The organism is Streptomyces sp. NPDC045956 (genome assembly GCF_056430705.1).
The window spans coordinates 573,144-596,296 of sequence record NZ_JBWKKZ010000002.1 but is presented as its reverse complement, the minus strand read 5'-3'; the positions used below and the strand labels follow the sequence as shown (position 1 = coordinate 596,296).

The window sequence follows — 23,153 nt, the reverse complement described above, 5'->3', positions numbered from 1 at the left end:
AACTGGCGAGCGACGTCGGGCGAACCGGCGTCGGACGGGCGGTTCAGTCGTCCGCAGCCGCTCCCCCGGCGCGACCCGCGGTTCATCCGGCCCGCTCGACGCTCCACGTCGGAAGCCGCTCGAAGAAGTCGACCGCCTCCTCGCGCCACCGCGGACGCCAGCCCGCGGCCACCAGGCCGGCCTGCTCGGCGTGGCGCCGCATGTCCGCCCGCATGCGGGAGGCCACGCCGCGACGCTCACCGATCTCCCGGACGGCGGCGACGGTCTCCGGGGTGCAGGTCCGGTTCCCGAGGGCCGCCTCCACGAGGGTGCGCTCGGCACCGCTCGCCGCGGACAGCAGGCGGGCGACGGTGTAGCTGTGCCTGCCCTCGCGGAGGTCGGTGCCCGTCGGTTTGCCCATGGCGGCCGCGTCGCCGAACAGGTCCAGGTAGTCGTCGCGCATCTGGCCGCAGATGCCGACCAGTCGCGCGTAGCGGCGCAACTCCTCGTCGTGGTGGGCCGGTTGTCCGCCCGCGGCCAGGAGTCCGAGGTACAGCGGGGCGAGGACCGAGTAGCGGGCGGACTTGTGGTCGGCCACGTCGTGCAGGATCTCGTCGTCCGGGGCGGCGGGCGCGAAGTCACGCTCCAGGTCGGCGATCTGCCCCACGAAAGTGTCGGTCGCGGCGCGTGTCTGGACCTCGATCATGGCCTGCCGCACCTCGACCGGGAGCTGCACGTCGTCCAGCAGCACGCGCAGGGAGAGGGCGAGCGCGAGGTCCCCCGCGAGGACGGTGAGCCCGAGCGCGGCCTGCGGGTGGCGGGGGAACCGCTCCCGGTAGGCGTGGTAGGTGGTCGGTCCGCCCCTGCGGGTGGCGCTGTCGTCGATGAGGTCGTCGTGCACCAGGCCGTGGGTCTGGAGCAGTTCGATGCTCAGGGCGGCGGCGTCCAGCCCCGGGACGGGCTCGTCCCGCACCAGGCGCGCGGCCTCGTGCAGCAGCACGACCCGCATCCGCTTGCCGCCCCGCAGGGAGAGGTCGCGCAGCAGCTCCAGGCACTCCGGCGTGAAGCGGCTGAAGGACGGCGCCTCCAGCGTCGCGCCCAGCGTGTCGAAGTACTCCGCGAAGAGCGCGTTGAACCGGCGCGCGCACCGGGCGGCACGGTCCGGCGGCTGCTCGGGCATGGCGAGGTCCTCCTGGGGCCGGGCGGGTGACGCTGAGCAGTGTGCCAGGTGGCCCGGACACGGCGGGGCCCGGCTCCGCCGTCGCGGGGCCGGGCCTCGGGGTCACTCGCGGTTCAGCCCTGGCGGGCCTTGAAGCGCGGGTCCTTCCTGTTGATCACGTAGGTCACGCCGTGGCGGCGCACCACCTGTGCGCCCGGCCTGGCCTTCAGCGAGCGCAGGGAACTGCGCACCTTCATGATCGCCTCCTTGCTCCGTCGTGCCGTTCAGCGTTCCTCGCGGAACGGGACGTGCTCTCCCGCCACCGGGTCGTACTTGCGCAGGACGAGCCGGTCGGGGTCGTTGCGTCGGTTCTTGCGCGTCACGTAGGTGACGCCGGTCCCGGCCGTCGACCTCAGCTTGACGAGCGGGCGTGCGGTGCTGCGTGCCATGGTGCTCCTTCCGACCGGAGCGCGGGCTGCCGATCCGTCCCGCGCATGTCGGTCAGCGGTGTCAACAGTGCCGTCCGGCGGTGCATTCCCGGCGGCCCGCGTCCCCGACGGGACGGCGGCGGCGCTCGACCGGGGGCGCTGCCGGCCGCGTCCGCGGGAGACGCCCCCGCGGGCGCTTCAGCACTCGTCGACCTCGGTCCGCTCGACCTCGGTCCGCGCGGACGGGCGACGAGCCGGTCCGCTCGTGCCGCCGGCTCACCCTCGCCCGCGCAGCCGCCGTACGAGGTCCTCGGCCGCCTGGGGCCACGCGGGGTGGTCGAAGGCGAACCCCGCGTCGAGCAGACGGCCGGGGACGACGCGCCGGCTCTTGAGGAGCAGTTCGGTGTCCGAGCGCAGGACCAGGGCACCGAGTTCGGCCATCCACCGTGTGGCGGGCAGGCCCACCGGTATCCCCCGCGCCTGCCGCAGGGCGCGCATGAAGGCCCGCTGCGGCAGGGGGGCCGGAGCGGCGAGGTTGACCGGGCCGGTGAGGTCGTCGCGGGCGGCCAGGAAGTCGAGGGCGCGGACGAAGTCGCGTTCGTGGATCCAGGACACGTACTGTGCGCCGCCCGCGACGGGGCCGCCGAGCCCGAGGAGCGCCAGCCGCAGCAGGACGTCCAGGACGCCGCCCCGGTCGGGGCTCATCACCATGGCGGAACGCAGGGCGACCTTGCGGGTGTGCGGGGTGTCGGCGCGCTCCTGTTCCCGTTCCCAGGCCCGGGCGATGTCGACGCTGTAGGACCAGTAGGCGGGCACGTCGCGCTCCCGGCCGCCGATCACTCCGGTGGCCTCGTCGTGGGGCGCGTCGAAGCGGTGGGCGTAGACGGTGGCGGTGCTCATCTGCAACCAGACCGGAGGCGGTTCGGCGGCCGCCGCGATCGCCTCGCCCACGACGCGTGCGGAGTGCACGCGCGAGTCCCTCATGGCCCGTAGGTTGGCGGGGGTGTAACGGCAGTTCACACTGCGGCCGGCCAGGTTGACGACCAGGTCGCTGCCGTCGATCTCCTTGAACCAGTCCCCCGGCGTCCTGCCGTCCCACGGGACCTCGCCGGGCCGCTCGGGCCGGCGGCTGAGCACCACGACCTCGTGTCCGGCCCCGGTCCAGGCACGCTTCAGCACCGTCCCGACCTGCCCCGTCCCTCCGGGGATCACGATCTTCATGGGCTGCTCCCCCTTCGTCGTACGGCGACCCTATCCCAGATTTGAACACGTTCAAACGGGGGGTCGGCGGGGTGCCGTCCCGCGGTGGGGCCCGCCGCCGACACCGTCTGGACGAGCGTGGGATGCGGTCCGGCGCGACAGCGGATCGGATGGGTGCCATGCGCAGACCCATAGCCGTGGCGTCCCGCCACTCCCGTCGCCTGCTCACCTCAGGCGTCCTCCTCGCCGTCCCGTCCCTCCTCCTGACCGCGTCCGCGGTCCCCGCGTCGGCCGACGGGACGGGCACGACGCCCGTCCGCGGTTCCGCCCACATGGGCATGGGGGTCCTGGCCCACGAAGGGGTCCAGGGGCAGCCCGCCGGGACCCGGGTCACCCAGACCGAAGGGGTCGACGTCTCCAGCCACCAGGGCAACGTGGCGTGGCCGACCCTGTGGAGCAGCGGGGTCAAGTGGGCCTATGTGAAGGCCACCGAGGGGACCTCCTACCGCAACCCGTACCACGCACAGCAGTACGGGGGTTCGTACGACGTCGGCATGATCCGCGGCGCGTACCACTTCGCGACCCCGGACGGCGCCGGCGGTGCCGCCCAGGCCGACTACTTCGTGGACCACGGCGGCGGCTGGTCCAAGGACGGCCGGACGCTGCCGGGAGTCCTCGACATCGAGTACAACCCCTACGGGGACACCTGCTACGGCCGGACGGCGAGTCAGATGGTCACCTGGATCGGCGACTTCCTGGACCGCTACCGGGCGCGGACCGGCCGTGACGCCGTGATCTACACCTCCACCAACTGGTGGAAGCAGTGCACCGGGGACTACAGCGGCTTCGGCGCGGCCAACCCGCTGTGGATCGCCCGGTACGCCTCGACCCCCGGCCCCCTCCCGGCCGGCTGGGACTACCACACGATGTGGCAGTACACCTCGTCCGGACCGACCGTCGGGGACCACGACAAGTTCAACGGCACGCTGGACCAGGTCAAGGCGCTGGCCAACGGCTGAGGCCCGCCGGTCCGGGCGGCTCCGTCAGCGCTCGGCGAGGGAACCCAGGACGTCGGCGACCTGCTCGCGCACCACGTCCCGCGCCCCGGGGGGCAGCGCGCCGATGTCCGTACGCCGCAGCAGGTCGAAGACCTCACCGGCGTCCGCGTGGCACGGTGCGCTCCCGTCGAGCACCTCGTAGCCGTCGCGCACGGCGACCCGTATCCGCCTCGGGCCCCCGTCCTCGGCGTGCACGGCGGTGGCGACCACCAGCGGCGGCGGTCCGCCGGCCTCGGCGGGCTGCTTGCGGTACCCGCTGGCCAGCGGGGTGCGCCAGCGCAGGCCCAGCAGCAGATGGCGCTTGGCGACGACCTCCGGCAGATCGGTCTCGTAGGCCCCCTCGGGTCCCAGCACCCGGGCGCGGGCGTCCAGCACCAGGGCCGCGGGCAGCAGGCACCGCAGGCTGCTGCCGACCAGGTTGCCCCCGACCGTGGCCGTCCGGCGTACGGCTCCGGTGCCCACGGTGCCGGCCGCCCCGCGCAGCACCTCCGGGACGCGGCCGTCCATGTGGTGCAGTACCACTGCCGCTCCCAGCTCCTCGGGCCCGATCACGGACGCCTCCGGCAACTCGCGCAGCGACATGGCCAGTTCGGGGAAGCCGTCCCGCTGCCAGGTGGCCCACACGAGGGTCGCCCCGCCTATGGGCACCGCTCCCTGTGCCATGCACTCCTGCGCTTCGGACACGGACGTGGGCAGACGCAACAGCACGGCGATCGACCTGCTTTCCCCGGAGGGCGGCGGTCGGTCGGCACCGCGCCCCCCGCCGCGTGATCACGGTCACTGCGCATTCTCCGTACCCCCGCGGGGGCGCGTACAGGGCTCACTCATGCACCATGTGCGCTGTTCGCGCGCCGGAGTACCACGCCGAAGCGGCCTCACCCGAGCGGGTCACCCCAGCGTGGCCAGGAAGTCCAGCAACGCGCGGTTGAACGGCTCGGGTCGCTCGGCGCCCGGGAGATGGCCGGCCCGGTCGACGACGACCAGGGTGGAGTGCGGCACGAGCCCCCGGATGGCCTCTGCCTCCGCGACCGGGGTGTAGACGTCGTCCGCGCCGACGACCACGAGGACCGGTGCCTTCACGGCGGCCAGGACGTCCCGGTAGTCGGGGCGTTCGGCCCGCCCGCGCAGCGCCGCCGCGGCACCGCGGGGATCGGTGGCGCGCATCATCTCCAGGACACGGGCGGCCACGTCCGGCAGGGCGGTGACGTTGTAGGCGGCGAGCATCCTGTCGATGACCTCGTCCGCGTAACCGTCCATGCCCTCGGCGAGGAGACGGTCGGCCAGCCGGTTGCGGAACTCCTTGCCCTCGGCGGTCTCGGCGGGCGCGGAGGTGTCGGACAGGACGAGGGCCCGTACCCGGTCCGGGTGGCGCAGCTGGAACTCCATCGTGATCTGACCGCCCATGGAGACGCCGCCGACCACCGCGCGCTCGACACCCACGTGGTCCAGGAGCGCGGCGAGGTCGTCGGCGAAGTCGGCGAGCAGGACCTTGCCGGGCGTCACGCTGCTGCGACCGTAACCGCGCAGGTCGGGGGCGACGACCCGGTGGCCGGCCGCCGTCAGCGCCTGCACCTGGGGCGCCCACAGGGAGCGGTTGAAGGGGTGCCCGTGGATCAGGAGGACCGGAAGCCCGGCCGAGGGACCGGAGTCGTCGTACTCGATCGTGGCGCCGCGCACGGTTACGGAGTTCATTCCCGGCACCCTAACGGGGGCTTCGCACCCCCGGGGAGGAAGCGTGCGGGCGTCGTCCGCCGGCGCGGACCCGCCGTCCTACGGGCGTCGCGCGACGAAGACGAACTCCCGTCCCGCACGGTCGGGGGCTCCGCGCACCTCCTCCACCACGAAACCCCGCGCCGCCAGGTCCGCCTCGACCTCCTCCCGCTGCCGGAAGCGCAACGTCGAGTCGGAGGTGAGCACTTCGCCGTCGGAGCCGAAGACATAGGTCCAGCGGAAGCGGACCAGCGGCCACCGCACCTCCGTCAGCCGGCACCAGCTCTCCACCGTGCCCTCGCCCGGCACCTCCGTGACCCGGTACGTCCCCTCGCGGTTCCATCCCTCCCAGGCGCGCCGGGCCGGATCCCGCGTCTCGAACACCAGGCGCCCGCCCGGCCGCAGGGCCTCGTAGGCGCCACGGAGTGTGGCGTGCCACGCGCCGGGGTCGGTGATCTCCTGGGAGGCGTTCGCCGTCATGGTCGCCAGATCGACCCGCAGCGCGGGCAGCGCGGTCGCGTCGCCCTCGATCCACCGCACCCGGTCACCGCCCGGCTTGCGCCGCGCCACGTCGACCGAGGCACCGGCGGGATCGACGCCGACGACCTCGACGCCGCGGTCGGCCAGCAGCAGGGCGAACACTCCCGTGCCGCAGCCGATGTCCAGTACCCGCGAGGCCCCGAACTCCTCCGCCATGCGCACGTAGGCGTCGAGGTCACCGCGGTCGGGGTCCAGGGCGTCGTGGACGGCGGCGAGCCGTGGATGCCGGAAGCACTCGTCAGCCATGCGGCCGACCGTAGCGGAGGCCCCGGCGCGGTGGCCTCGTGCATCAGCCGGGACAGGTACACCGGGTCGCGGTTCGCGCGCCGGCGCCGTCCGATGCGGACACGCCGACGTCGTCCGCCTCCGGCCGTCGGCCCGGGGCGCTCCGCGCCGCACCGGCCCCACGTGCGGTCGGACGAAGGGGCTCCCGGGTTCCCGGGACCGCCGGTCCGGCCGAAGCAGCGGAGGCGGACGCGGGGGCATCGGCGCACGGCCGTCGCCCGCCGTGCCTCCGCGCCCGGCCGCAGAACGCGTCCCCGGCCGCCCCGCCGGGTATCCCCCAGGCACGCCCTCGCGACCGCCGGTGCGGATCCGGGCGCGGACACCCCGTCTCCCACGGAAGGCGAACCGGAATGACCGACCTTCACAGCCTGGAGCCCGTCGCCACGTTCTGCGGCAACTGCGACTGCGGCTGCCCCCAGTTGTTCGTCGACCCCGCCGCCCCGGCGGAACGACGGATCGTCCTGACCGACGACTTCGGGCAGCGCGTGCAGATGAGCGCCAACCAGTTCGCGTCGCTGGTCGACGAGGCCAAGCGGGGCGGACTCGACGGGATCGCCCTGCCCTGAGCGAACACACGGGGGCCGTCGCCCGCCCGCCCTCCCGTCCCGGCCGCGCCGTCCGGCGCGCGCCCGGGCGGGTGAACGCTCACGCGATCGGACGATCGAGAGCGCCGCCGCGGGGAAGAGGGGATCCATGCGCGCACTCGTCATCAACTGCACCCTCAAACCCTCCCCGCAGCCGTCGAACACCGAGGCCCTCGCCTCCACGGTCATCGCGGCGCTGAAAGGCCACGGCGTGGAGGTGGACGTCGTCCGGGCCGTCGACCTGAACCTGAAGCCCGGGGTCGAGACCGACATGGGCGAGGGCGACGACTGGCCGGGCGTGCACGAGAAGCTGCTGTCGTCGCAGATCCTGATCATCGCCTCGCCGACCTGGCTCGGTCGCCCCTCCTCCGTCGCCCAGCGGGTCCTGGAACGCATGGACGCCATGCTCGGCGAGACCGACGACGAGGAGCGGCCCGTCGCCTACAACCGCGTCGCCGGCGTCCTGGTCACCGGCAACGAGGACGGCGCCCACCACGTGATCAGTGAGATCAGCGGTGGGCTCACGGACATCGGCTACACCATCCCCGGCCAGGCCTGGACCTACTGGCACCTCGGCCCCGGGCCCGGTCCCGACTACCTCGACGACGACCGCGGCCACGACTGGTCGACGTCCACGGGCCGGGCCATGGCGTCCAACCTGGTGCACGCGGCGCGCGCGCTCGGCGCGATGCCGCTGCCGGCTCCGCCGTCCTGACCTGCGGACGATTGACGCACCGCAGCGGGGAGACCCGTACCTCCGGGGAGGGGCGCAACGACCGTGCATGTCTGCCGCCGCGGATGCGGGGCAGTCGTGCACGTGCGACAACGTACGAAATACGCATGAGGAGCTGAGGTCCGACATGACCCACGATCTGACCCCGAAGTACACGGTTCCCGGCATCGAGCGCGAGGCCGCCGGACGACTGATCGGCGTGCTGCGCATGCGTCTGCACGCCCTCAACGACCTGCACCTGACCCTCAAGCACGTGCACTGGAACGTCGTGGGGCCGCACTTCATCGCCGTGCACGAGATGATCGATCCGCAGGTCGACCAGGTGCGCGAGATGGCCGACGACGTCGCCGAGCGCATCGCCGCCCTCGGCGGGGTGGCGCAGGGGACGCCCGGGTCCCTCGTCTCCGAGCGGAAGTGGGACGACTACTCCATCGGACGCGCCGACGCCATCGCCCACCTGGGTGCGCTGGACGTCGTCTACACCGGCGTCGTCGAGGACATGCGCGCGGCGGTCGAGGAGGCGGGCAAGATCGACCCCGCCACCGAGGATCTCCTGATCGGCCAGCTCAGGGACCTGGAGCAGTTCCAGTGGTTCGTCCGCGCCCACCTGGAGAGCTCCGGCGGCACCCTGGCGACGGGCAGCGCGACGTCCGAGACGGAGGCCGCCGAGCGCGGCGCGGAACTCGCCTAGGGCCTCCTCGCGGCGCACCGGCGCGGGCGTCGGCCCCCGCCGGTGCGCGGGTCCCGGGAGGGACCGCGCCGCCGGTGCGTGCTCAGCGCGCGGGACGCCCCCGGCGTCGTCCGATGAGCACGCCGACGAGGATCAGGTCGAGGACCAGGAGCACGGCGCCGACGACGAACAGGTAGAACAGTCCCTCGGCGGCCACCCCGATCACGCCCAGGACCAGCGCCACCAGCAGCAGCAGGAGAAAGAGGCTCACGGTCGTCTCCCCTCGGAGCGTCTCGTAGGTGGGTCAGCGACGGCCGAGCCGGCGTTCACCGCGGGTGCCCTGCGCGTACGGCAGGCCGTAGTGCGCGAAGACCGCGCCCTCGTCCTCGGCGGCCAGCTCACCGTCCGGATCGATGCCGGGCGCGTCCTTGACCAGGCCCTTGTCGTAGGTCACCTTCAGATAGCCCGGTCCGACGACGGCCTTGTCCACCGGGACGAACACCAGCCGCCGCCGGGTCGGCAGACCGATGGTGACCGCGACGAACGCGGGCAGGTCGGTGGCGGTGTCGACGTAGACCGATTCCAGGGTCCCGATCTTGCGGCCACCGTTGTCGACGACATCATGGCCTCGCCAGTCCCGGATGTTCTCAGCTTCGAACATGCCCGTTCTTCCCTTCCTAGGACGCGCTCACTGTCTTGTTCCCCGCATCGCGGTCTTGTTCCCCGCATCGCGCCCACGTCGCACGCAGTGTTCCCCCGTCGGACGCCGGGTGCCCGGTCGCGATAGGCTGCCTGGCCGGAGGAGACACCCGGGAGACGCACCGCGCCCGGCGGGATTCCGAAGGAGATCGAGTGTGGATGCCGCAGGCCCCACGGACGGCTCGCCGCAGGTACGGAGTGGCCCCGTGCTGGAAGTGGGCCCCTTGCCCGGACGGCCGGGCATCCGGGCCAGTGGAGAGATCAGCGTGACCACACGCCGGTCGTGGCAGAACGCTCTCACCGAGATGTCCCGACGGCACGCCGACGTGTCGTACGTCGAGCTGTCGGGCGTACGCTTCGTCGACGTCGCCGGTGTGACGGCGCTCGCCGTCACGGCCATGAACCTGCCGGGCGGGCGGGTGGTGGTGGAGCAGCCGCCGCCGCAGCTGCCCCGGGTACTGGAACTGTTCTGGCCGTCCCTGAAACGGATCGAGGTGGCCCCGCGATGAGTACGGTGACCGCCGGGGAGACCTTCTCGCATCCCGCGCTGTTCTACCGCTCGGAGGGCGAGTACGCCGACCTGACCGTGACGTTCGTGCGGGAGGGGCTGGCCGCCGGCGAACCGGTCGCGGTGGCCGTGCCCGCCCCCAACCTGGAGCTGATCCGCGCGGGGCTGGGACCGGACGCGCGCGACGTCACCTTCCTGGACATGAACGAGGCGGGACGCAACCCGGGGCGGATCATCCCCGGTGTCCTGCGGGCGTTCGCGGACACGCACCCGCGCGGACGGGTGCGCATCATCGGCGAGCCGATCTGGGCCGGGCGCAGCGCGGCGGAGTACCCGGCGTGCGCCCAGCACGAGGCGCTGATCAACGCGGCCTTCACGGGCCGTCCCGCCACGATCATGTGCCCGTACGACGAGACCCGGCTGGCCCCGGACGTCCTGGCGGACGCCCTGGTCACCCACCCGACGGTCATCGCCGCGGGTCACGAGCGGGTCAGTGAGACCTACGACTGGCCCGAGGTCGTCGCCCGCTACAACGAGCCGCTGGAGCCCACCGCGGGTGCCGACGTCCTCTCCTTCGGGGCCGGGGAACTGCCCGAGGCACGCCGCTTCGCCGTGGACCGGGCGTCCGGCCTGGGCCTGTCCGGGCGTCGGCTCCAGGACGCGGAGCTGGCGGTGTCGGAGCTGACCACCAACAGCGTCCTCCACGGTGGTGGCAGCGGCACGGTGGCGGTCTGGGCCGAGGCGGGACAGGTGGTGTGCGAGGTCCGGGACAAGGGGCGGCTCACGGACCCGCTCGCCGGCCGCCGCCCCGCCGAGCGGGGGCAGATCGGGGGACGCGGCCTGCTGCTCGTCCACTACGTCGCGGATCTGGTGCGGGTGCACACGACGGACGACGGCACCGTGGTCCGCTTCTACCTCGGCCTGTGAGGGCGCGGATGCCGGCCCTGGCGAGACAGACCACGAAAAGCATGCATGAGGGTCATGAGCCGGGGTAGGCGCAGTCTCGTCGGCCGATGAAGCCGGCAGTGACGGGGGCCGATCGACTGGGAGGGAACATCATGGCGACGATGACCGCACGGATCACCGAGCACACCACCACGGGCATGCCGGAGGTGGCGGACCCGTCCAAGGTGGCACCGAAGGACGCGCGGGAGTTGTCGAAGCTCTTCTTCCAGCAGCTGACGGCCCTCGAGGAGGGCACGCCGGAATACCAGTACGCGCGCAACACCCTCATCGAGATGAACATGTCCCTCGTCCGCTTCGCGGCCGGCCGGTTCCGCAGCCGCGGACCGGAGGAGATGGAGGACATCGTCCAGGTCGGCATGATCGGCCTGATCAAGGCCATCGACCGCTTCGAGCTGACCCGCGAGGTCGAGTTCACCTCCTTCGCGGTGCCCTACATCGTCGGTGAGATCAAGCGCTTCTTCCGCGACACCTCCTGGGCCGTGCACGTGCCCCGCCGCCTCCAGGAGGCCCGCGTCCAGCTGGCCCGGGCCACCGAGGAACTGCGCAGCCGCCTGGGCCGCAACCCCACCACCAGGGAACTCTCCGAGCTGATGAGCCTGCCGGAGGACGAGGTCGTCGAGGCCCGCCTGGCGGCCAACGGCTACAACTCCGCCTCCCTGGACGCGGCCATCAGCGGCAGCGAGGACGGCGAGTCCGCCCTCGCCGACTTCATCGGCGCCGACGACGCCACCCTCGCCCTGGTGGACGACTTCCACGCGCTCGCACCGATGATCGCCGAGCTGGACGAGCGCGACCGCCAGATCATCCACTGGCGCTTCGTGGAGGAGCTCACCCAGAAGGACATCGGCGAGCGCCTCGGCGTCTCCCAGATGCACGTCTCCCGCCTGATCTCCCGCCTGCTGGCCCGCCTGCGCGAAGGCATGCTGACCGAGCACTGAGCCTTGCGGCTCAGGCGGCTGCCGTCCTCCTGCGGCGGCCCCCGGCACCGCTGAGGGCGTCGATGAGCTGTTCGCGGCTCATCCTCGACCGCCCGGTGACGCCCTGGTCGCCGGCCTTCCGGTACAGCTCCGCCTTGCTCATCTCCCGCAGGTCGCTCCGCTTCTCCCGCGGAGACGTCCTGCGGGAGGAGGCCGCGGCCTTCTTCCGCGGTGCGGAGGACCGCTTGCCCGGAGCGCTCCCCGTGCCGGCCGTCGACCGGCCGCCGGCCCCGCTCCCCGCGGATGCCGGCTTCTTCTTCCCCGGCCCCTGCTTCTTCTCGGCGGGGGCTTTCCGGCTTTCCCCCGGCCCCTGCTTCTTCTCCGCGGGGGCCTTTCGGCTTTCCCCGGGTCCCTGCTTCTTCTCGGCGGGGGCTTTCCGGCTTTCCCCGGGCCCCTGCTTCTGCTCCGCGGGGGCCCGCTTCCTCTGCCTCTTCTCCGGGGACGGCCGGTCGCCCCGCCCGCCCTTCGCGGACGCCTGCCCACCACTGCCGCCGGCCTGCTCCAGACTGCCGCGCAGGGCTTCCATCAGGTCGACGACGTTCGTGGCCCGGGGCGCTTCCTCGGCGACGGCGACCTCCTTGCCCTCGGCCTTCGCCCGCACCAGCTCGCGGACCTTCTCCTGGTACGTGTCGTGGTACCGGGCGGGGTCCCAGGGACCGCTCAGGGCGTCGACCAAGCGCAGCGCCATGTCCAGCTCCTTGCCCCGTCCGGCCCGCTCCTCCGGCAGCTCGGGCAGTTCCTCGACCGGGTCCCGGACCTCGTCGGCCCAGTGCAGGGTCTGGAGCACCAGGACCTCGTCCTCGGCGCGGAGGGCGGTCAGGTACTGCCGGTTGCGCATGACGAAGGTGGCGACGCCGGTCTTGCCGGTCTCCGCGAGGGCGGTGCGGAGCAGTTCGTAGACCTTGAGGTACTCCTTGCCGCGCGGGGCGACGTAGTAGGTGCGGTCGAAGTAGACCGGGGCGATCCGGTCCAGGTCGACGAAGTCGGTGATCTCCAGGGTGCGGGAGCGGCCGGGTGCGATCTCGTCCAGTTCCTCCGGCTCCACGACGACGTACTCGCCCTCGCCCACCTCGTAGCCCTTGACGATGTCTCCGGCCTCGACCTCCTCGCCGGTGCGCTGGTTGACCCGTCTGTTGCGGATGCGGTCCGAGGTGCCGCGCTGGAGCTGGTGGAAGTGGACCGTGTGGTCCTGCGTCGCCGTGAACACACCGACGGGCACCGACACCAGCCCGAAGGTGATCACACCCGTCCAGATCGCCCGCGCCATGGCCGTCCGCTCCGTCCGCTCCGCCGTCCGCTCCACCGCCCAGGCCCGCCACGCTGCCACCGCCGTGGCCGCCCCGCGCGCCGGGCGGGGCACACGAGTCACGGGTCCGGCCCGGCGCGCCGGAGGGCGTGCGGCGCCGCCGCACGAACAGCCGGTAGCCCGCGCGGATCGGCCGCTCCCGGTATTCCCTGTGACATGGGGACGGCGGTCGCACCGGCGCCTCGGCCCGTCCCCTCCGTCGACCTCCGACCGAAGGGACACACCCATGACCTGCCACCTGAAGGCGATCACCCGCGAGGAGCACCTGCGCTTCGTCGCCTCCCGCCCTTCCGTGAGTCACCTCCAGACCCCGGCGTGGGGAGAGGTCAAGCCGGACTGGCGGGCGGAGAGCCTCGGCTGGTTCGACGAGAGCGACGACCTGGTGGGGGCCGGACTGGTGCTGCTGCGGGCGTTGCCGAAGGTGCGGCGGTATCTGGCGTATCTGCCCGAGGGTCCCGTGCTCGACTGGGCCGCGCCGGACCTGGAGCGGTGGCTGGAGCCGATGCTCGCGTACCTGAAGGGCCGGGGCGCCTTCTCGGTGAGGATGGGGCCGCCGGTGGTGGCGCGGCGCTGGAGCGCCGAGACGGTCAAGGCGGCCATCGCCGACCCGGAGGCCCGGCGGCTGGGCGATGTGGAGCCCACCAGGCGGGAGGCCGCGGCCGACGGGGTCGCCGAGCGGCTGCTCCGCATGGGCTGGCGGCGGACCGAGCCCGGGGGCGAGGACGGGTTCGCCGCGGGCCAGCCCCGCTACGTGTGCCAGCTGCCCCTCGCGGGACGCTCGCCGGACGAGATCCGGAACGGTTTCAACCAGCAGTGGCGCCGCAACGTCAAGAAGGCCGAGAAGGCGGGCGTGAAGGTGGTCCGCGGCGACCAGGAGGACCTGCCGACCTTCTACGAGCTGTATGCGGAGACGGCCGAACGGGACCGTTTCGTGCCGCGCCCCCTCCCGTACTTCCAGCGCATGTGGACCGCGCTGACGGCGGAGGACCCGGACCGCATGCGCCTGTACCTCGCGCACCACGACGGGGACGTGCTCGCGGCCGCGACGATGCTGACCGTCGGCGAGCACGTCTGGTACTCCTACGGGGCCTCCACCGCCCGCCGCCGCGAGGTGCAGCCGAACAACGCCCTCCAGTGGCGGATGATCTGCGACGCCCATGAACTGGGCGCGGCCGTCTACGACTTCCGCGGCATCACCGACACGCTGGACGAGGACAACCACCTGCTCGGGCTGCTGCGGTTCAAGACCGGCGCCGGCGGTGAGGCCGTGGAGTACCTGGGCGAGTGGGAGTACCCGCTCAACCGGGTGCTGCACCGGGCCCTGGGGCTCTACATGTCGCGGCGCTGACGCCGCCCCGCGGTCGGTCGGCGGATTCCTCCCGCACCGAGGGGCGGCAGTCGCAGCGCCTCGGCGTCAGTCCGCGAAGGCGCCGTCGCCCGTGAAGGCCAGTGCGGCGAAGCGTTCGCCGATGCGGCGGTGGGTGGCCGCGTCGGGGTGGAGGTTGTCCGGCAGCGGCAGCTCGGCGGAGTCGGCCTCGCCGTAGAGCGCACGGCCGTCGAGGTGGTACAGGTTCGGGTCGTCGGGCGTGCGTTGCGCGACGATACGGGCCAACTCGTCCCGGATGACGTTCAGCGTGAGTTTCCCGCTCGCTCGTTCCGCCGGGTCGCCCATGGGCACGAAGCGCATCCGCCCCTCGCCGAGGCCGGTGAGGTCGGGGGCGAGGGGGCCGGGGGTGTCCTCGTGGACGGGGCACAGGATCGGCGAGACGACCAGCAGCGGGACGGTGGGGTGCCCCTCCCGGACGGTGTCGAGGAAGCCGTGCACCGCGGGGGCGAAGGCACGCAGCCGCATGGCATCGTGGTTGACCACGTTGATGCCGATCTTGACGCTGATCAGGTCGGCCGGGGTGTCCCGCATGGCCCGCGCCGTGAACGGGTCCAGCAGGGCGCTGCCGGCCAGTCCGAGGTTGACGAGTTCGACACCGCCCAGGGACGCGGCCAGCGCCGGCCAGGTGGTGGTGGGACTCGCGGCGTCCGAGCCGTGACTGATCGAGCTGCCGTGGTGCAGCCAGACCCTGCGTCCGGGGTCGGAGGCGGGTGCGACGGGAGCGTCGGTGCGCAGGGCGACGAGTTCGGTGGTCTCGTTGTGCGGCAGCCAGATCTCGATGTTCTTGCTGCCCTCGGGCAGGCCGGTGAAGCGCAGTGTGCCCACCGGGCCGGGCTCGAGCGCCGCCGTGCCGGTGGTCATGTCGATGGTCAGGGTGTTGCCGCCGTCGACGCTCCCCCGGCCCGCCGGGCGGCCGTCGACGAGCAGGTCGTAGACGCCGTCGGGACGCGGCGGGGCTCCGGTGTAGACCCGCTTGGTGGGCAGGGTGTCCAGTTCGAGCGCGGTGGCCCGGGTGCGCAGGGCGAGCCGGACGCCGGACGGCTGGGACTCGGCCATGGCCAGCTGTCCGTCGGTGTTCTGGGCGCGGGCCCGGGCGGGCAGCCGGTGCGGCAGCAGGCCGTGCTCGGTGCGCTCCACGTCGAGGGCGCCGCGCAGGAGTTCCCGCGTGATGGGCGTGGTGATCCAGTCGTGGTCGGTGTTCATGCCGCCTCCGGCCGATGGGTGGTTCGGGGTGTGCACAGTGCGGGCTTCAGGCTGCGCGGCTCACTGTGCGGGCCAGTTGCGCAGCAGGGCGTCGAGGGCGTCCACGATGCGGGTCCAGGTCTCCTGGCTGTCGGGGGCGCTGTGACTGAAGCCCCCGGCCAGTTCGAGGCTGACGTAGCCGTGGAAGACGCTGCCCAGCAGGCGGACCGCGTGGGTCTCGTCGGGTTCGGTCAGGTGGTATCCGCGCAGGATGGCCCGGGTCATCCGGGCGTGGCGGACGCCGGCGCTGTCCGCCGCCGTCTCCGGGTCCAGGCGCAGTCTGGCCGCGGCATAGCGGCCCGGGTGCTCCCGGGCGTAGTCGCGGTAGACGTCCGCGAAGGCGGCGAGGGCGTCCTTGCCGGCCCGTCCCGCCAGTGCCGCGGCCGCCCGGTCGGCGAGCTCGGCGAGGGCGAGCAGGGCGATCCGGGTCTTGAGGTCCCGGGAGTTGCGCACGTGCGAGTACAGGCTGGCGACCTTGACGTCGAAGTGCCTGGCCAGGGCGGAGACCGTCACCTGGTCGAAGCCCACCTCGTCGGCGAGGTCCGCACCCGCCCGCACCAGTCGGTCGGTGGTCAGCCCCACACGTGCCACAGTCGCGTCCTCCCGCTTGCCTCCACCTATTATGCAATTGCCTAAATGTTTTAGGCAACGTGCTCCGGGACCATGAGTGAGGGGCGCGGTCCGCCCGGTTCGGCCCCGGGACGGGGACCGGAGGGACATGACCGCCGGCGGTGGCAGGCATGAGTGCCGACGGTGCGGGGACCCCGACCACATGTCCCAGCCCCGTCTGGTCACGTTCGGACACGGCACCGCGGGCCGCACGGCCCTGGCGGACCTGCTGCGCGGTGCCGGCGTGGCCGCCGTGGTCGACATCAGGACCGCGCCGGGCAGCCGACGCGACCCCGATCTGCTGCGCGAGCGGCTGGCGCGGTGGCTGCCGGAAGAGGGGTTCGCCTATCGGTGGGAGCAGCGGCTGGGCGGGTTCCGCAGGCCCGCGCCGGACTCGCCCGACGTCGTATGGCGCAACGCCTCGTTCCGGGGCTATGCGGGTCACACCCGCTCGCCGGAGTTCGTCGCCGCCATGGACGCGCTGCTGGACCAGGTGTCGCGGGAACGCACCGCGGTGATGTGCGGCGAGGCGGTGTGGTGGCGGTGCCACCGACGCCTGGTCGCGGACTTCGCCGTGCTGGCCCGGGACCGCCCCGTGGACCACCTCATGCACGACGGCCGCCTCACGGCGCACTCCCCCACCCCGGGGGCACGACTGCGGGCGGACGGACTCCTGGTCTACGACGACGAGGAGGCGGCGGCGATGCCCGCGGCGTCGCGGCCGGGGCGGCCCTAGACGTCGACAGGAGGCGAGGTCCCATGCGGCGCAGCAGCGGCGGACACGGCCGGGCGAGCGGTGGCCCCGGCGCGGCTCGGGTCGAGTCGGTCCTCGACGAGCTGTACACCACGCCTCCCTCCGACTTCGTCTCCCGCCGCGAGGAACACGCCGCGGCCGCGAGGACCGCCGGCCGCAAGGAGGACGCACGCCGGCTCCACGCCGCCCGGCGGCCCACCCTCGCGGCCTGGGCGGCGAACCTGCTGACGCACTCCCGGCCGGAGGAGGCCGGCCGGTTCCTGGAACTGGGCCGGGCGTTGCGCGACGCACACCGCACGCTGGACGCCGCCGGGCTCGGGGAACTCTCCGACCAGCGCCGGCGCATCGTCTCCGCGCTGTCCCGGCAGGCGGCCCAGCTCGCCGGCGAGGCGGGGCACCCGCTGTCGGAGGCGGCGCAGCGGGAGGTCGAGGCGACCCTGCGCGCGGTACTCGCGGACCCGGACGCGGCCGACCGGTGGGCCGGCGGACACCTGACGGTGTCGCTCACTCCCCCGTCCGGGTTCCCCTCGGACGGGGCCCCGGCCGAGCCCGCGCCGCCCGAGCGGCCGTCCCGGCCCGGGACACCTCGCGGCAGGCCGGCGGGCCGGGCGAAGGACGAACTCGCTGAGCGGCGCCGCAGGCGGCAGGAGGAACTCGACCGCGCCGAACAGGCGGCGGAGCGGGCGGCGCGACTGCTGCGCGACAGACGTGCGGAACAGGCGGACGCCGGCGCCTCGCTGCGGCGGACGCAGGACGAACTCGACCGGGCGCGGGAGGAGTTGTCCGCCGCCGAGCAGCAACTGCGGCAGGCCCGGGAGAGACTCGACCGGGCCGGACTTGAACGGCGGGAAGCCGAGGAGCGGGGCCGCACCGCCGCGGACGCGCTGGCCCGGGCCGAGCGCGAGGCGCGGGAGGCCACGCGTCAGGTGGACCGTGCGGCCTCCCGAGCCAGGCGATCCGACCCGGCCGACTGAGTATTCGTGTCCACTCGGATCCACTCGACTCGACTCGGCCGCTTCCCGTCGACGAGGGGGGCCGGCCGTCCCGTCGTCAGGAGGAAACCGTCGTGCACATCAGGCACATCACCGGCCGGCTTCACCGTCCGTCCGCCACCGGTGTCAACCACGTGACACGATCCGTCCGGCGCCTGGTCCTCGCGGGCGTTGCGGTCGCCGCGGTACTGACCGGCTGTTCGGCCCAGGACGCCGTCTGCGGTGGTGGTGAGTACCCGGTCATGACCACCGGCGGCACCGGCCGCACCTGTGTCCCCGACGGCGAGGAACCGCCCGAGGGATACACCCGCTTCCCCTCGGGCAAGGTCCCCGAGCACGTCGGAGACGAGTGGGACACCTACTGGCAGACGCACACGGTGGACCGGGACGGGAAGACCGTCGAGGTGTCCGGCGGCGAGTGAGTACGAAGGACTCGCGACCCGAACACCCGCGCGAAGAACCGTCGACACATACCACGTTGGCGGCCATACGTGGTATACCGGCCCGGCAGCAAACAGGGGAACAAGCAGCACTCACCGTCCGTACTATCTGTGTCAGCACAGTGGGCGACAGTCGCCTGTTCTCCGCTGCCGGGCGCCGACGGGACATGGTTCGCCACGTCCCGCGCCCGACGTCCCGCCGTTCCTCCCGAGCCTTCACGGCCGCGAATCGAGGAGAGTCACCACCATGTCCGAGAGCACCATGCAGGCCGCCACCGAACTGGCATCGCAGTACAGCGTCCAGGTCACCGACGACCTGGAGCGCAACGTCAAGGAGCAGGAACGCGTCAGCGGGGAGATCACCGCCCTGCAACAGCAGTTGGCCGCGCTCCAGCACGACCATGCGCTCCTGGTCAACGTGCAGCAGGCGCTGGGCATCGCCGCGCCGTCGGCCCCGCAGGCGACCGCTCCGGCCCCGGCCGCCACCGGCGCGGCGACCGTGCCCGCTCCCCGTGGCGGTGCCACCGACGAGCCGGCCGCCGGGAAGCGGAAGCGGGGCGGCAAGGCCGGCGCCGCTCCCCAGCGCGCCGCCGCGCCCAAGTCGGGGGCCAGGTCCGCCAAGCCCGCCGCCACCAAGCCGGCCGCCAAGGCCACCAAGGCCACCAAGGCCACCGCGAAGCCGGTCACCAAGGCCGCCAGGAAGCCCGCGGCGAAGAAGACGTCGGCGCAGGCCGCGACCGGGGCCGCCGCCTCGTCCACCGCCACCGCTCCCTCGGCCTCCTCCGCGAAGCAGCCCGCCCAGCCCACCCTGGTGGAGCTGGTGCGCCGGCACCTCGGCGAGCAGAAGGAACCGCGCTCCGCCGCCGAGGTCACCACCGCGCTGGACGCGGCCCACGCCGGACGCACCATCAAGACCACGGTCGTCCGCACCACCCTCGAAGGGCTCGTCGCCAAGAACCTGGCCCAGCGCACCAAGCAGGGCACCTCGGTCTACTACACGGCCACCGAGGCGCCGGGCGCGCAGCAGAAGCGGGACGCCGGGACGGAGGAGCCCACCGCGCCGGGCGACAACTGACCGCGGACGCAACCGGCGCCGACAGGCGCCGGCTCCGTCCGCACCCGCCGTGGTGCGGCGCGCGCCCGGGGGTGAACGGGGTGAGGATCGGTGGATGGGTGTTGTCCTGCCGGTGCTCTTCGCACTTCTCGCCGCGTTCAGCAACGCGCTGGCCACCGTGCTCCAGCGGCGGGCCGCACTGAGTGTGCCGCAGTCCCAGGGGTTCCGCCCCGGACTCGTCGTGGACCTGCTGCGGCAGCCGGTCTGGATCGCCGGCATGCTCGCCGTCGTCGTCGCCGGTGTGGGCCAGGCGGTGGCTCTCGCGACCGGGCCCCTGTCACTCGTACAGCCGTTGTTCGTGCTGGAGCTTCCGCTGGCCCTGCTGCTGGCGTCGTTGATGACCCACCGCCGCCTGCCCCGTGCCATGTGGCTGGCCGTGGGGTCGGTGGTCGTCGGGCTCGGCATCGCGCTGGCGTCGGCCGCTCCCGACGGCGGCGAGGCCGAGGTGGCGCTGGACCGCTGGCTGCCCGCACTGGCGGCCTGTGCCGGAGCGGCCGTGCTGCTGGCCGCGGCCGGTCTGAGGCGGCCCGTGGGCAAGGCCCGTGCCGGTTGCCTCGGTGCGGCCACGGCCGTGTGCTACGCCCTGACGGCCGCTCTGATGAAGGACTCGATGCGGGTCCTGGACACCGAGGGCGTGACGGGCTTCCTGACCACCTGGCAGACCTACGCGTTCGCCGCGGCCGGTGTCGGCGCCGTACTGCTGCTGGAGCACGCCATGCAGGGCGGCCCGTTGGTGGCTTCCCAGCCCGCCCTCACCCTGGGGGACGCGGCGGTGAGCCTCCTGCTCGGCGTGGCCCTGTACCAGGAGGACGTGCGGGGCGGCTGGTGGGTCGTTCCGCAACTGCTGGGCGTCGCCCTCATCGTCGTGGGCGTGCTCGCCCTCGCCCGGCGCGGCACCGATCTGCGCACCGGACAGTGACCCTCCGGCCGGGGCCGTCCGGTGTGCGCGGGCCGGGGACGAGATGCCCTGCCTCACCCCGTGATGCACAGTGGTCGCAACCGCACCGCGACCCGGAGGAACGGCATGCCGCAGGCCGCCACGTCCGACGCCGCCGGTCAGGCCCCGCCGGCCGCGAAGCTGCCGCTGTTCACCCTGACGGCCATGGTCGTCGGGTCGATGGTGGGTGCCGGCGTCTTCTCGCTGCCGGGGCGGTTCGCCGAGGAGACCGGCGTCGCCGGGGCGTTGATCGCCTGGACGATCGCCGGCACCGGCATGCTGATGCTGGCCTTCGTCTTCCAGTCCCTCGCCGTCCGCAGACCCGACCTCGACGCCGGCGTGTACGCGTACGCCAAGGCGGGCTTCGGCGAGTACCTGGGCTTCTTCGCGGCCTTCGGCTACTGGGCCAGCACCTGTGTGGGCAATGTGACCTACTGGGTCCTCATCATGTCGACCGTCGGCTCGGTCTGGCCGGTCCTCGGCGACGGGGACACCGCAGTCGCGGTCGTCCTGTCCTCGGTCGGGCTGTGGGCGTTCTTCTGGATGATCCGGCGCGGGGTGAAGGAAGCGGCGGCCATCAACAAGGTCGTCACGGTGGCCAAGCTCGTCCCCATCGTGTTCTTCGTCGTCCTGGCCCTGGTGTACTTCAGGCCGAGCGTGTTCGCCGACAACTTCGGTGGCGCGGACTACTCCGGTTCGCTCTTCTCCCAGGTGCGCGGCACCATGCTGGCCACCGTGTTCGTCTTCCTCGGCGTCGAGGGCGCCAGCGTCTACTCGCGGCACGCCCGGCGCCGCTCCGACGTGGGCAGGGCGACGGTGCTCGGCTTCCTCAGCGTGTTCGCGGTCTTCGCCTCGGTGACCATCGTGTCCTACGGCATCATGCCGATGGCCGAGATCGCCGACCTGCGCCAGCCGTCCATGGCGGGCGTCCTGGAGGCGGCCGTCGGGACCTGGGGCCGGGTGTTCATCAGCGTCGGCCTGATCGTGTCGGTGCTGGGCGCCTACCTCGCCTGGACGCTGATGGCCGCCGAGGTGCTCTTCGTCGCGGCCCAGGACGACGACATGCCGCGCTTCCTGCGCCGCGCCAACGCCGTCGACGTGCCCGTCCCGGCCCTGCTGATGAGCTCGCTGCTCACCCAGGTGGTGCTGGTCGCCACCAGCTTCTCCGACGACGCCTTCGACTTCGCCCTCAACCTGACCAGTGCCCTCTCCCTGATCCCGTACCTGCTGGCCGCGGCCTTCGCCGTGCGGCTCGGTGTCCGGGACGACCCGCGCACCGAGGGCGGCCGGACCTCCCGGCGCGAACTGGTCGTCGGCGTCGTCGCCACCGTGTACACCGCGTTCCTGCTGTACGCCGCGGGCCCGAAGTTCGTGCTGGTCTCCTTCGTCCTCTACGCCCCGGCGACCGTCCTGTTCGTCATGGCCCGGCGCGAGCAGGGCCGGCGGCTGTTCTCCCCGGGGGAACTCGTCGTCCTGGCCGTCTCCGTGGCCGGCGCGGTGCTCGGGGTCGTGGCCCTGGTGGCCGGGTGGATCAGCCTGTGAACCGCGCCCCGCGCCCCTTCCAGTCCTTTCCCACCCCGCACCCCCGAGGGAGCCAGTGTGACCGGCAACGAAGGCACCGCCCGACCCGCTCTCGGCGTCCACTCCGAGGTCGGCAGGCTGCGCAAGGTCCTGGTGTGCTCCCCCGGACTCGCGCACCGGCGGCTCACCCCCACCAACTCGGACGACCTCCTCTTCGACGACGTGATGTGGGTGGAGAACGCCCAGCGCGACCATGCCGCGTTCGTCGGTGAACTGCGCAGGCGCGGGGTGGAGGTGGTGGAGCTGCACGACCTGCTGGCCCAGATCATGGCCCTCCCGGAGGCCAGGGCATGGCTCCTGGACCGGAAGATCGTCGCCAACCGGGTCGGCATCGGCCTCGTCGACGCGACCCGCGCCTACCTGGAGACCCTGTCGCCCAGGCAACTCGCCGAGTACCTCGTCGGCGGGCTGGCCACCAGCGACCTTCCCGAGGACTTCCGCTCCCCCCACCTCGCGCTCGCCCGCGAGTCCACCGGCGCACGCGAGTACCTGATGCCGCCGCTGCCCAACACCCTGTACACCCGCGACACCACCTGCTGGCTGTACGGCGGCCTCACCCTCAACCCGCTGTACTGGCCCGCGCGGCACGACGAGACGCTGCTGATGAAGGCGATCTACACCTTCCACCCCGACTTCAAGGGGTCGCGGGTGTGGTGGGGCGATCCCGAACTCGACTGGGGTCAGGCCACCTTCGAGGGCGGTGACATCATGCCGGTCGGCAACGGCGTCGTCCTCATGGGCATGAGCGAGCGGACCTCGCGCCAGGCCATCACCCAGGTCGCCGCCGCGCTGTTCCGCGAGGGCGCCGCACAGCACGTCGTCGTCGCCGGACTGCCGAAGCTGCGGTCGGCCATGCACCTGGACACGGTGTTCACGTTCGCCGACCGGGACGTGGTGACCCTCTACCCGCGGATCATGGACGGGGTGCACACCTTCTCCCTGCGCCCGGGCGACCGGGGGCCCGGCTTCGACGTCGTCGACGAGGGCACGACCCCGTTCGTCGACGTCGTCGCCAAGGCGCTCGGCCTCTCCTCGCTGCGGGTGGTGGAGACGGGCGGCGACGCCTACGCCTCCGAGCGCCAGCAGTGGGACAGCGGCAACAACGCCGTCGCGGTGGAACCGGGGGTGGTGTTCACCTACGACCGCAACACCCAGACCAACGCCCTGCTGCGCGAGGCCCGTATCGAGGTCGTGCCCATCGTGGGCGCGGAACTGGGCCGGGGCCGCGGCGGAGGCCACTGCATGACCTGTCCGCTGGTGCGGGACCCCGTCGACTTCTGAGACCGTCCCGCGGA

At 73.0% G+C, this 23,153-nt stretch carries 27 protein-coding genes; 15 read left to right on the top strand and 12 right to left on the bottom strand.

Annotation, left to right across the window (positions count from 1 at the left end):
• Window positions 1-82: 82 nt before the first annotated feature.
• From AC07FV_RS08425 to AC07FV_RS08410, 4 genes are all read right to left on the bottom strand, one after another.
• A complete protein-coding gene (locus AC07FV_RS08425; RefSeq protein ID WP_479085594.1) occupies window positions 83-1,159 on the bottom strand; it encodes a polyprenyl synthetase family protein in 1,077 nt (358 codons plus the stop codon).
• Window positions 1,160-1,272: 113 nt separating this feature from the next.
• The gene (gene ykgO / locus AC07FV_RS08420) at window positions 1,273-1,395 is read right to left on the bottom strand and encodes a type B 50S ribosomal protein L36 (RefSeq protein ID WP_479085593.1); all 123 of its coding nucleotides are present in this window, start codon (window positions 1,393-1,395) and stop codon (window positions 1,273-1,275) included.
• 27 nt (window positions 1,396-1,422) lie between these two features.
• Window positions 1,423-1,587 (bottom strand): 50S ribosomal protein L33, encoded by a 165-nt coding sequence (rpmG, locus tag AC07FV_RS08415; protein ID WP_384696512.1) that lies wholly within the window; start codon window positions 1,585-1,587, stop codon window positions 1,423-1,425.
• Window positions 1,588-1,842: 255 nt separating this feature from the next.
• Window positions 1,843-2,787, bottom strand: coding sequence for a DUF1731 domain-containing protein (locus AC07FV_RS08410; RefSeq protein WP_479085591.1), 945 nt, complete (start codon window positions 2,785-2,787; stop codon window positions 1,843-1,845).
• Between the two features lie 158 nt (window positions 2,788-2,945).
• Between AC07FV_RS08410 and AC07FV_RS08405 the strand changes: the two genes are divergently transcribed.
• Window positions 2,946-3,785 (top strand): lysozyme, encoded by an 840-nt coding sequence (locus AC07FV_RS08405; protein WP_479085590.1) that lies wholly within the window; start codon window positions 2,946-2,948, stop codon window positions 3,783-3,785.
• 24 nt (window positions 3,786-3,809) lie between these two features.
• Here AC07FV_RS08405 and AC07FV_RS08400 read toward each other — a convergent pair whose 3' ends face one another.
• The 3 genes from AC07FV_RS08400 to AC07FV_RS08390 form a co-directional block, all read right to left on the bottom strand.
• Window positions 3,810-4,532, bottom strand: coding sequence for an FAD binding domain-containing protein (locus tag AC07FV_RS08400; RefSeq protein WP_479085589.1), 723 nt, complete (start codon window positions 4,530-4,532; stop codon window positions 3,810-3,812).
• 180 nt (window positions 4,533-4,712) lie between these two features.
• Window positions 4,713-5,516 carry an alpha/beta fold hydrolase gene (locus AC07FV_RS08395; protein WP_479085588.1) on the bottom strand — a complete coding sequence of 268 codons (804 nt, stop codon included), beginning with the start codon at window positions 5,514-5,516 and terminating at the stop codon, window positions 4,713-4,715.
• Between the two features lie 78 nt (window positions 5,517-5,594).
• Window positions 5,595-6,320: a class I SAM-dependent methyltransferase gene (locus AC07FV_RS08390; protein WP_479085586.1), complete on the bottom strand. Its 726-nt coding sequence runs from the start codon at window positions 6,318-6,320 to the stop codon at window positions 5,595-5,597.
• A 389-nt stretch (window positions 6,321-6,709) separates the two neighbouring features.
• On the opposite strand from AC07FV_RS08390, the gene AC07FV_RS08385 reads away from it, so the two are divergent.
• The 3 genes from AC07FV_RS08385 (at window position 6,710) to AC07FV_RS08375 (ending at window position 8,367) form a co-directional block, all read left to right on the top strand.
• The gene (locus AC07FV_RS08385) at window positions 6,710-6,925 is read left to right on the top strand and encodes a hypothetical protein (RefSeq protein ID WP_479085584.1); all 216 of its coding nucleotides are present in this window, start codon (window positions 6,710-6,712) and stop codon (window positions 6,923-6,925) included.
• A 127-nt stretch (window positions 6,926-7,052) separates the two neighbouring features.
• Window positions 7,053-7,658: a flavodoxin family protein gene (locus AC07FV_RS08380; RefSeq protein ID WP_361015494.1), complete on the top strand. Its 606-nt coding sequence runs from the start codon at window positions 7,053-7,055 to the stop codon at window positions 7,656-7,658.
• Between the two features lie 145 nt (window positions 7,659-7,803).
• The gene (locus AC07FV_RS08375) at window positions 7,804-8,367 is read left to right on the top strand and encodes a Dps family protein (protein ID WP_479085582.1); all 564 of its coding nucleotides are present in this window, start codon (window positions 7,804-7,806) and stop codon (window positions 8,365-8,367) included.
• Window positions 8,368-8,449: 82 nt separating this feature from the next.
• Here AC07FV_RS08375 and AC07FV_RS08370 read toward each other — a convergent pair whose 3' ends face one another.
• Entirely contained in the window at window positions 8,450-8,617 is a 168-nt protein-coding gene (locus tag AC07FV_RS08370) for a hypothetical protein (RefSeq protein ID WP_167355249.1), read from the bottom strand.
• A 33-nt stretch (window positions 8,618-8,650) separates the two neighbouring features.
• Complete coding sequence (locus AC07FV_RS08365; RefSeq protein ID WP_479085581.1) at window positions 8,651-9,007, bottom strand: PRC-barrel domain-containing protein; 357 nt, start codon at window positions 9,005-9,007, stop codon at window positions 8,651-8,653.
• A gap of 193 nt (window positions 9,008-9,200) precedes the next feature.
• Here AC07FV_RS08365 and AC07FV_RS08360 point away from each other — a divergent pair, with 193 nt between their 5' ends.
• From AC07FV_RS08360 to AC07FV_RS08350, 3 genes are all read left to right on the top strand, one after another.
• On the top strand, window positions 9,201-9,554 hold the full coding sequence (locus AC07FV_RS08360) for an STAS domain-containing protein (RefSeq protein ID WP_479085579.1): 354 nt from the start codon (window positions 9,201-9,203) through the stop codon (window positions 9,552-9,554).
• Window positions 9,551-10,480 (top strand): anti-sigma factor RsbA family regulatory protein, encoded by a 930-nt coding sequence (locus AC07FV_RS08355; protein WP_479085577.1) that lies wholly within the window; start codon window positions 9,551-9,553, stop codon window positions 10,478-10,480. The genes AC07FV_RS08360 and AC07FV_RS08355 overlap by 4 nt, the downstream gene beginning before the upstream one ends.
• Window positions 10,481-10,611: 131 nt before the next feature.
• Window positions 10,612-11,457: an RNA polymerase sigma factor SigF gene (locus AC07FV_RS08350; protein WP_479085576.1), complete on the top strand. Its 846-nt coding sequence runs from the start codon at window positions 10,612-10,614 to the stop codon at window positions 11,455-11,457.
• Window positions 11,458-11,467: 10 nt separating this feature from the next.
• Here AC07FV_RS08350 and ku read toward each other — a convergent pair whose 3' ends face one another.
• Complete coding sequence (gene ku / locus AC07FV_RS08345) at window positions 11,468-12,823, bottom strand: non-homologous end joining protein Ku (RefSeq protein ID WP_479085574.1); 1,356 nt, start codon at window positions 12,821-12,823, stop codon at window positions 11,468-11,470.
• Window positions 12,824-13,028: 205 nt separating this feature from the next.
• On the opposite strand from ku, the gene AC07FV_RS08340 reads away from it, so the two are divergent.
• The gene (locus AC07FV_RS08340; RefSeq protein ID WP_479085572.1) at window positions 13,029-14,150 is read left to right on the top strand and encodes a lipid II:glycine glycyltransferase FemX; all 1,122 of its coding nucleotides are present in this window, start codon (window positions 13,029-13,031) and stop codon (window positions 14,148-14,150) included.
• Window positions 14,151-14,216: 66 nt separating this feature from the next.
• Here the strand turns inward: AC07FV_RS08340 and AC07FV_RS08335 are convergent, their stop codons facing one another.
• Together AC07FV_RS08335 and AC07FV_RS08330 are read right to left on the bottom strand one after the other, a co-directional pair.
• Window positions 14,217-15,392 carry a GDSL-type esterase/lipase family protein gene (locus AC07FV_RS08335; protein ID WP_479085570.1) on the bottom strand — a complete coding sequence of 392 codons (1,176 nt, stop codon included), beginning with the start codon at window positions 15,390-15,392 and terminating at the stop codon, window positions 14,217-14,219.
• Between the two features lie 60 nt (window positions 15,393-15,452).
• A complete protein-coding gene (locus AC07FV_RS08330) occupies window positions 15,453-16,022 on the bottom strand; it encodes a TetR/AcrR family transcriptional regulator (protein WP_479085569.1) in 570 nt (189 codons plus the stop codon).
• A 181-nt stretch (window positions 16,023-16,203) separates the two neighbouring features.
• Between AC07FV_RS08330 and AC07FV_RS08325 the strand changes: the two genes are divergently transcribed.
• The 7 genes from AC07FV_RS08325 to AC07FV_RS08295 all read left to right on the top strand — a co-directional run bounded on the left by AC07FV_RS08325 (window position 16,204) and on the right by AC07FV_RS08295 (window position 23,139).
• Window positions 16,204-16,776, top strand: a complete 573-nt coding sequence (locus AC07FV_RS08325) for a DUF488 domain-containing protein (protein ID WP_479085568.1) — start codon at window positions 16,204-16,206, stop codon at window positions 16,774-16,776.
• Between the two features lie 23 nt (window positions 16,777-16,799).
• Window positions 16,800-17,768 (top strand): hypothetical protein, encoded by a 969-nt coding sequence (locus AC07FV_RS08320; protein WP_479085566.1) that lies wholly within the window; start codon window positions 16,800-16,802, stop codon window positions 17,766-17,768.
• Between the two features lie 152 nt (window positions 17,769-17,920).
• Window positions 17,921-18,208: an SCO0607 family lipoprotein gene (locus AC07FV_RS08315; RefSeq protein ID WP_479085788.1), complete on the top strand. Its 288-nt coding sequence runs from the start codon at window positions 17,921-17,923 to the stop codon at window positions 18,206-18,208.
• A 265-nt stretch (window positions 18,209-18,473) separates the two neighbouring features.
• A complete protein-coding gene (locus AC07FV_RS08310) occupies window positions 18,474-19,301 on the top strand; it encodes a hypothetical protein (protein ID WP_479085565.1) in 828 nt (275 codons plus the stop codon).
• Between the two features lie 94 nt (window positions 19,302-19,395).
• Window positions 19,396-20,259, top strand: a complete 864-nt coding sequence (locus AC07FV_RS08305) for a DMT family transporter (RefSeq protein ID WP_479085564.1) — start codon at window positions 19,396-19,398, stop codon at window positions 20,257-20,259.
• Window positions 20,260-20,364: 105 nt separating this feature from the next.
• The gene (locus tag AC07FV_RS08300) at window positions 20,365-21,819 is read left to right on the top strand and encodes a basic amino acid/polyamine antiporter (RefSeq protein WP_479085563.1); all 1,455 of its coding nucleotides are present in this window, start codon (window positions 20,365-20,367) and stop codon (window positions 21,817-21,819) included.
• Between the two features lie 57 nt (window positions 21,820-21,876).
• Window positions 21,877-23,139, top strand: coding sequence for an arginine deiminase (locus tag AC07FV_RS08295; protein WP_479085562.1), 1,263 nt, complete (start codon window positions 21,877-21,879; stop codon window positions 23,137-23,139).
• The last annotated feature ends 14 nt before the right edge of the window (window positions 23,140-23,153 follow it).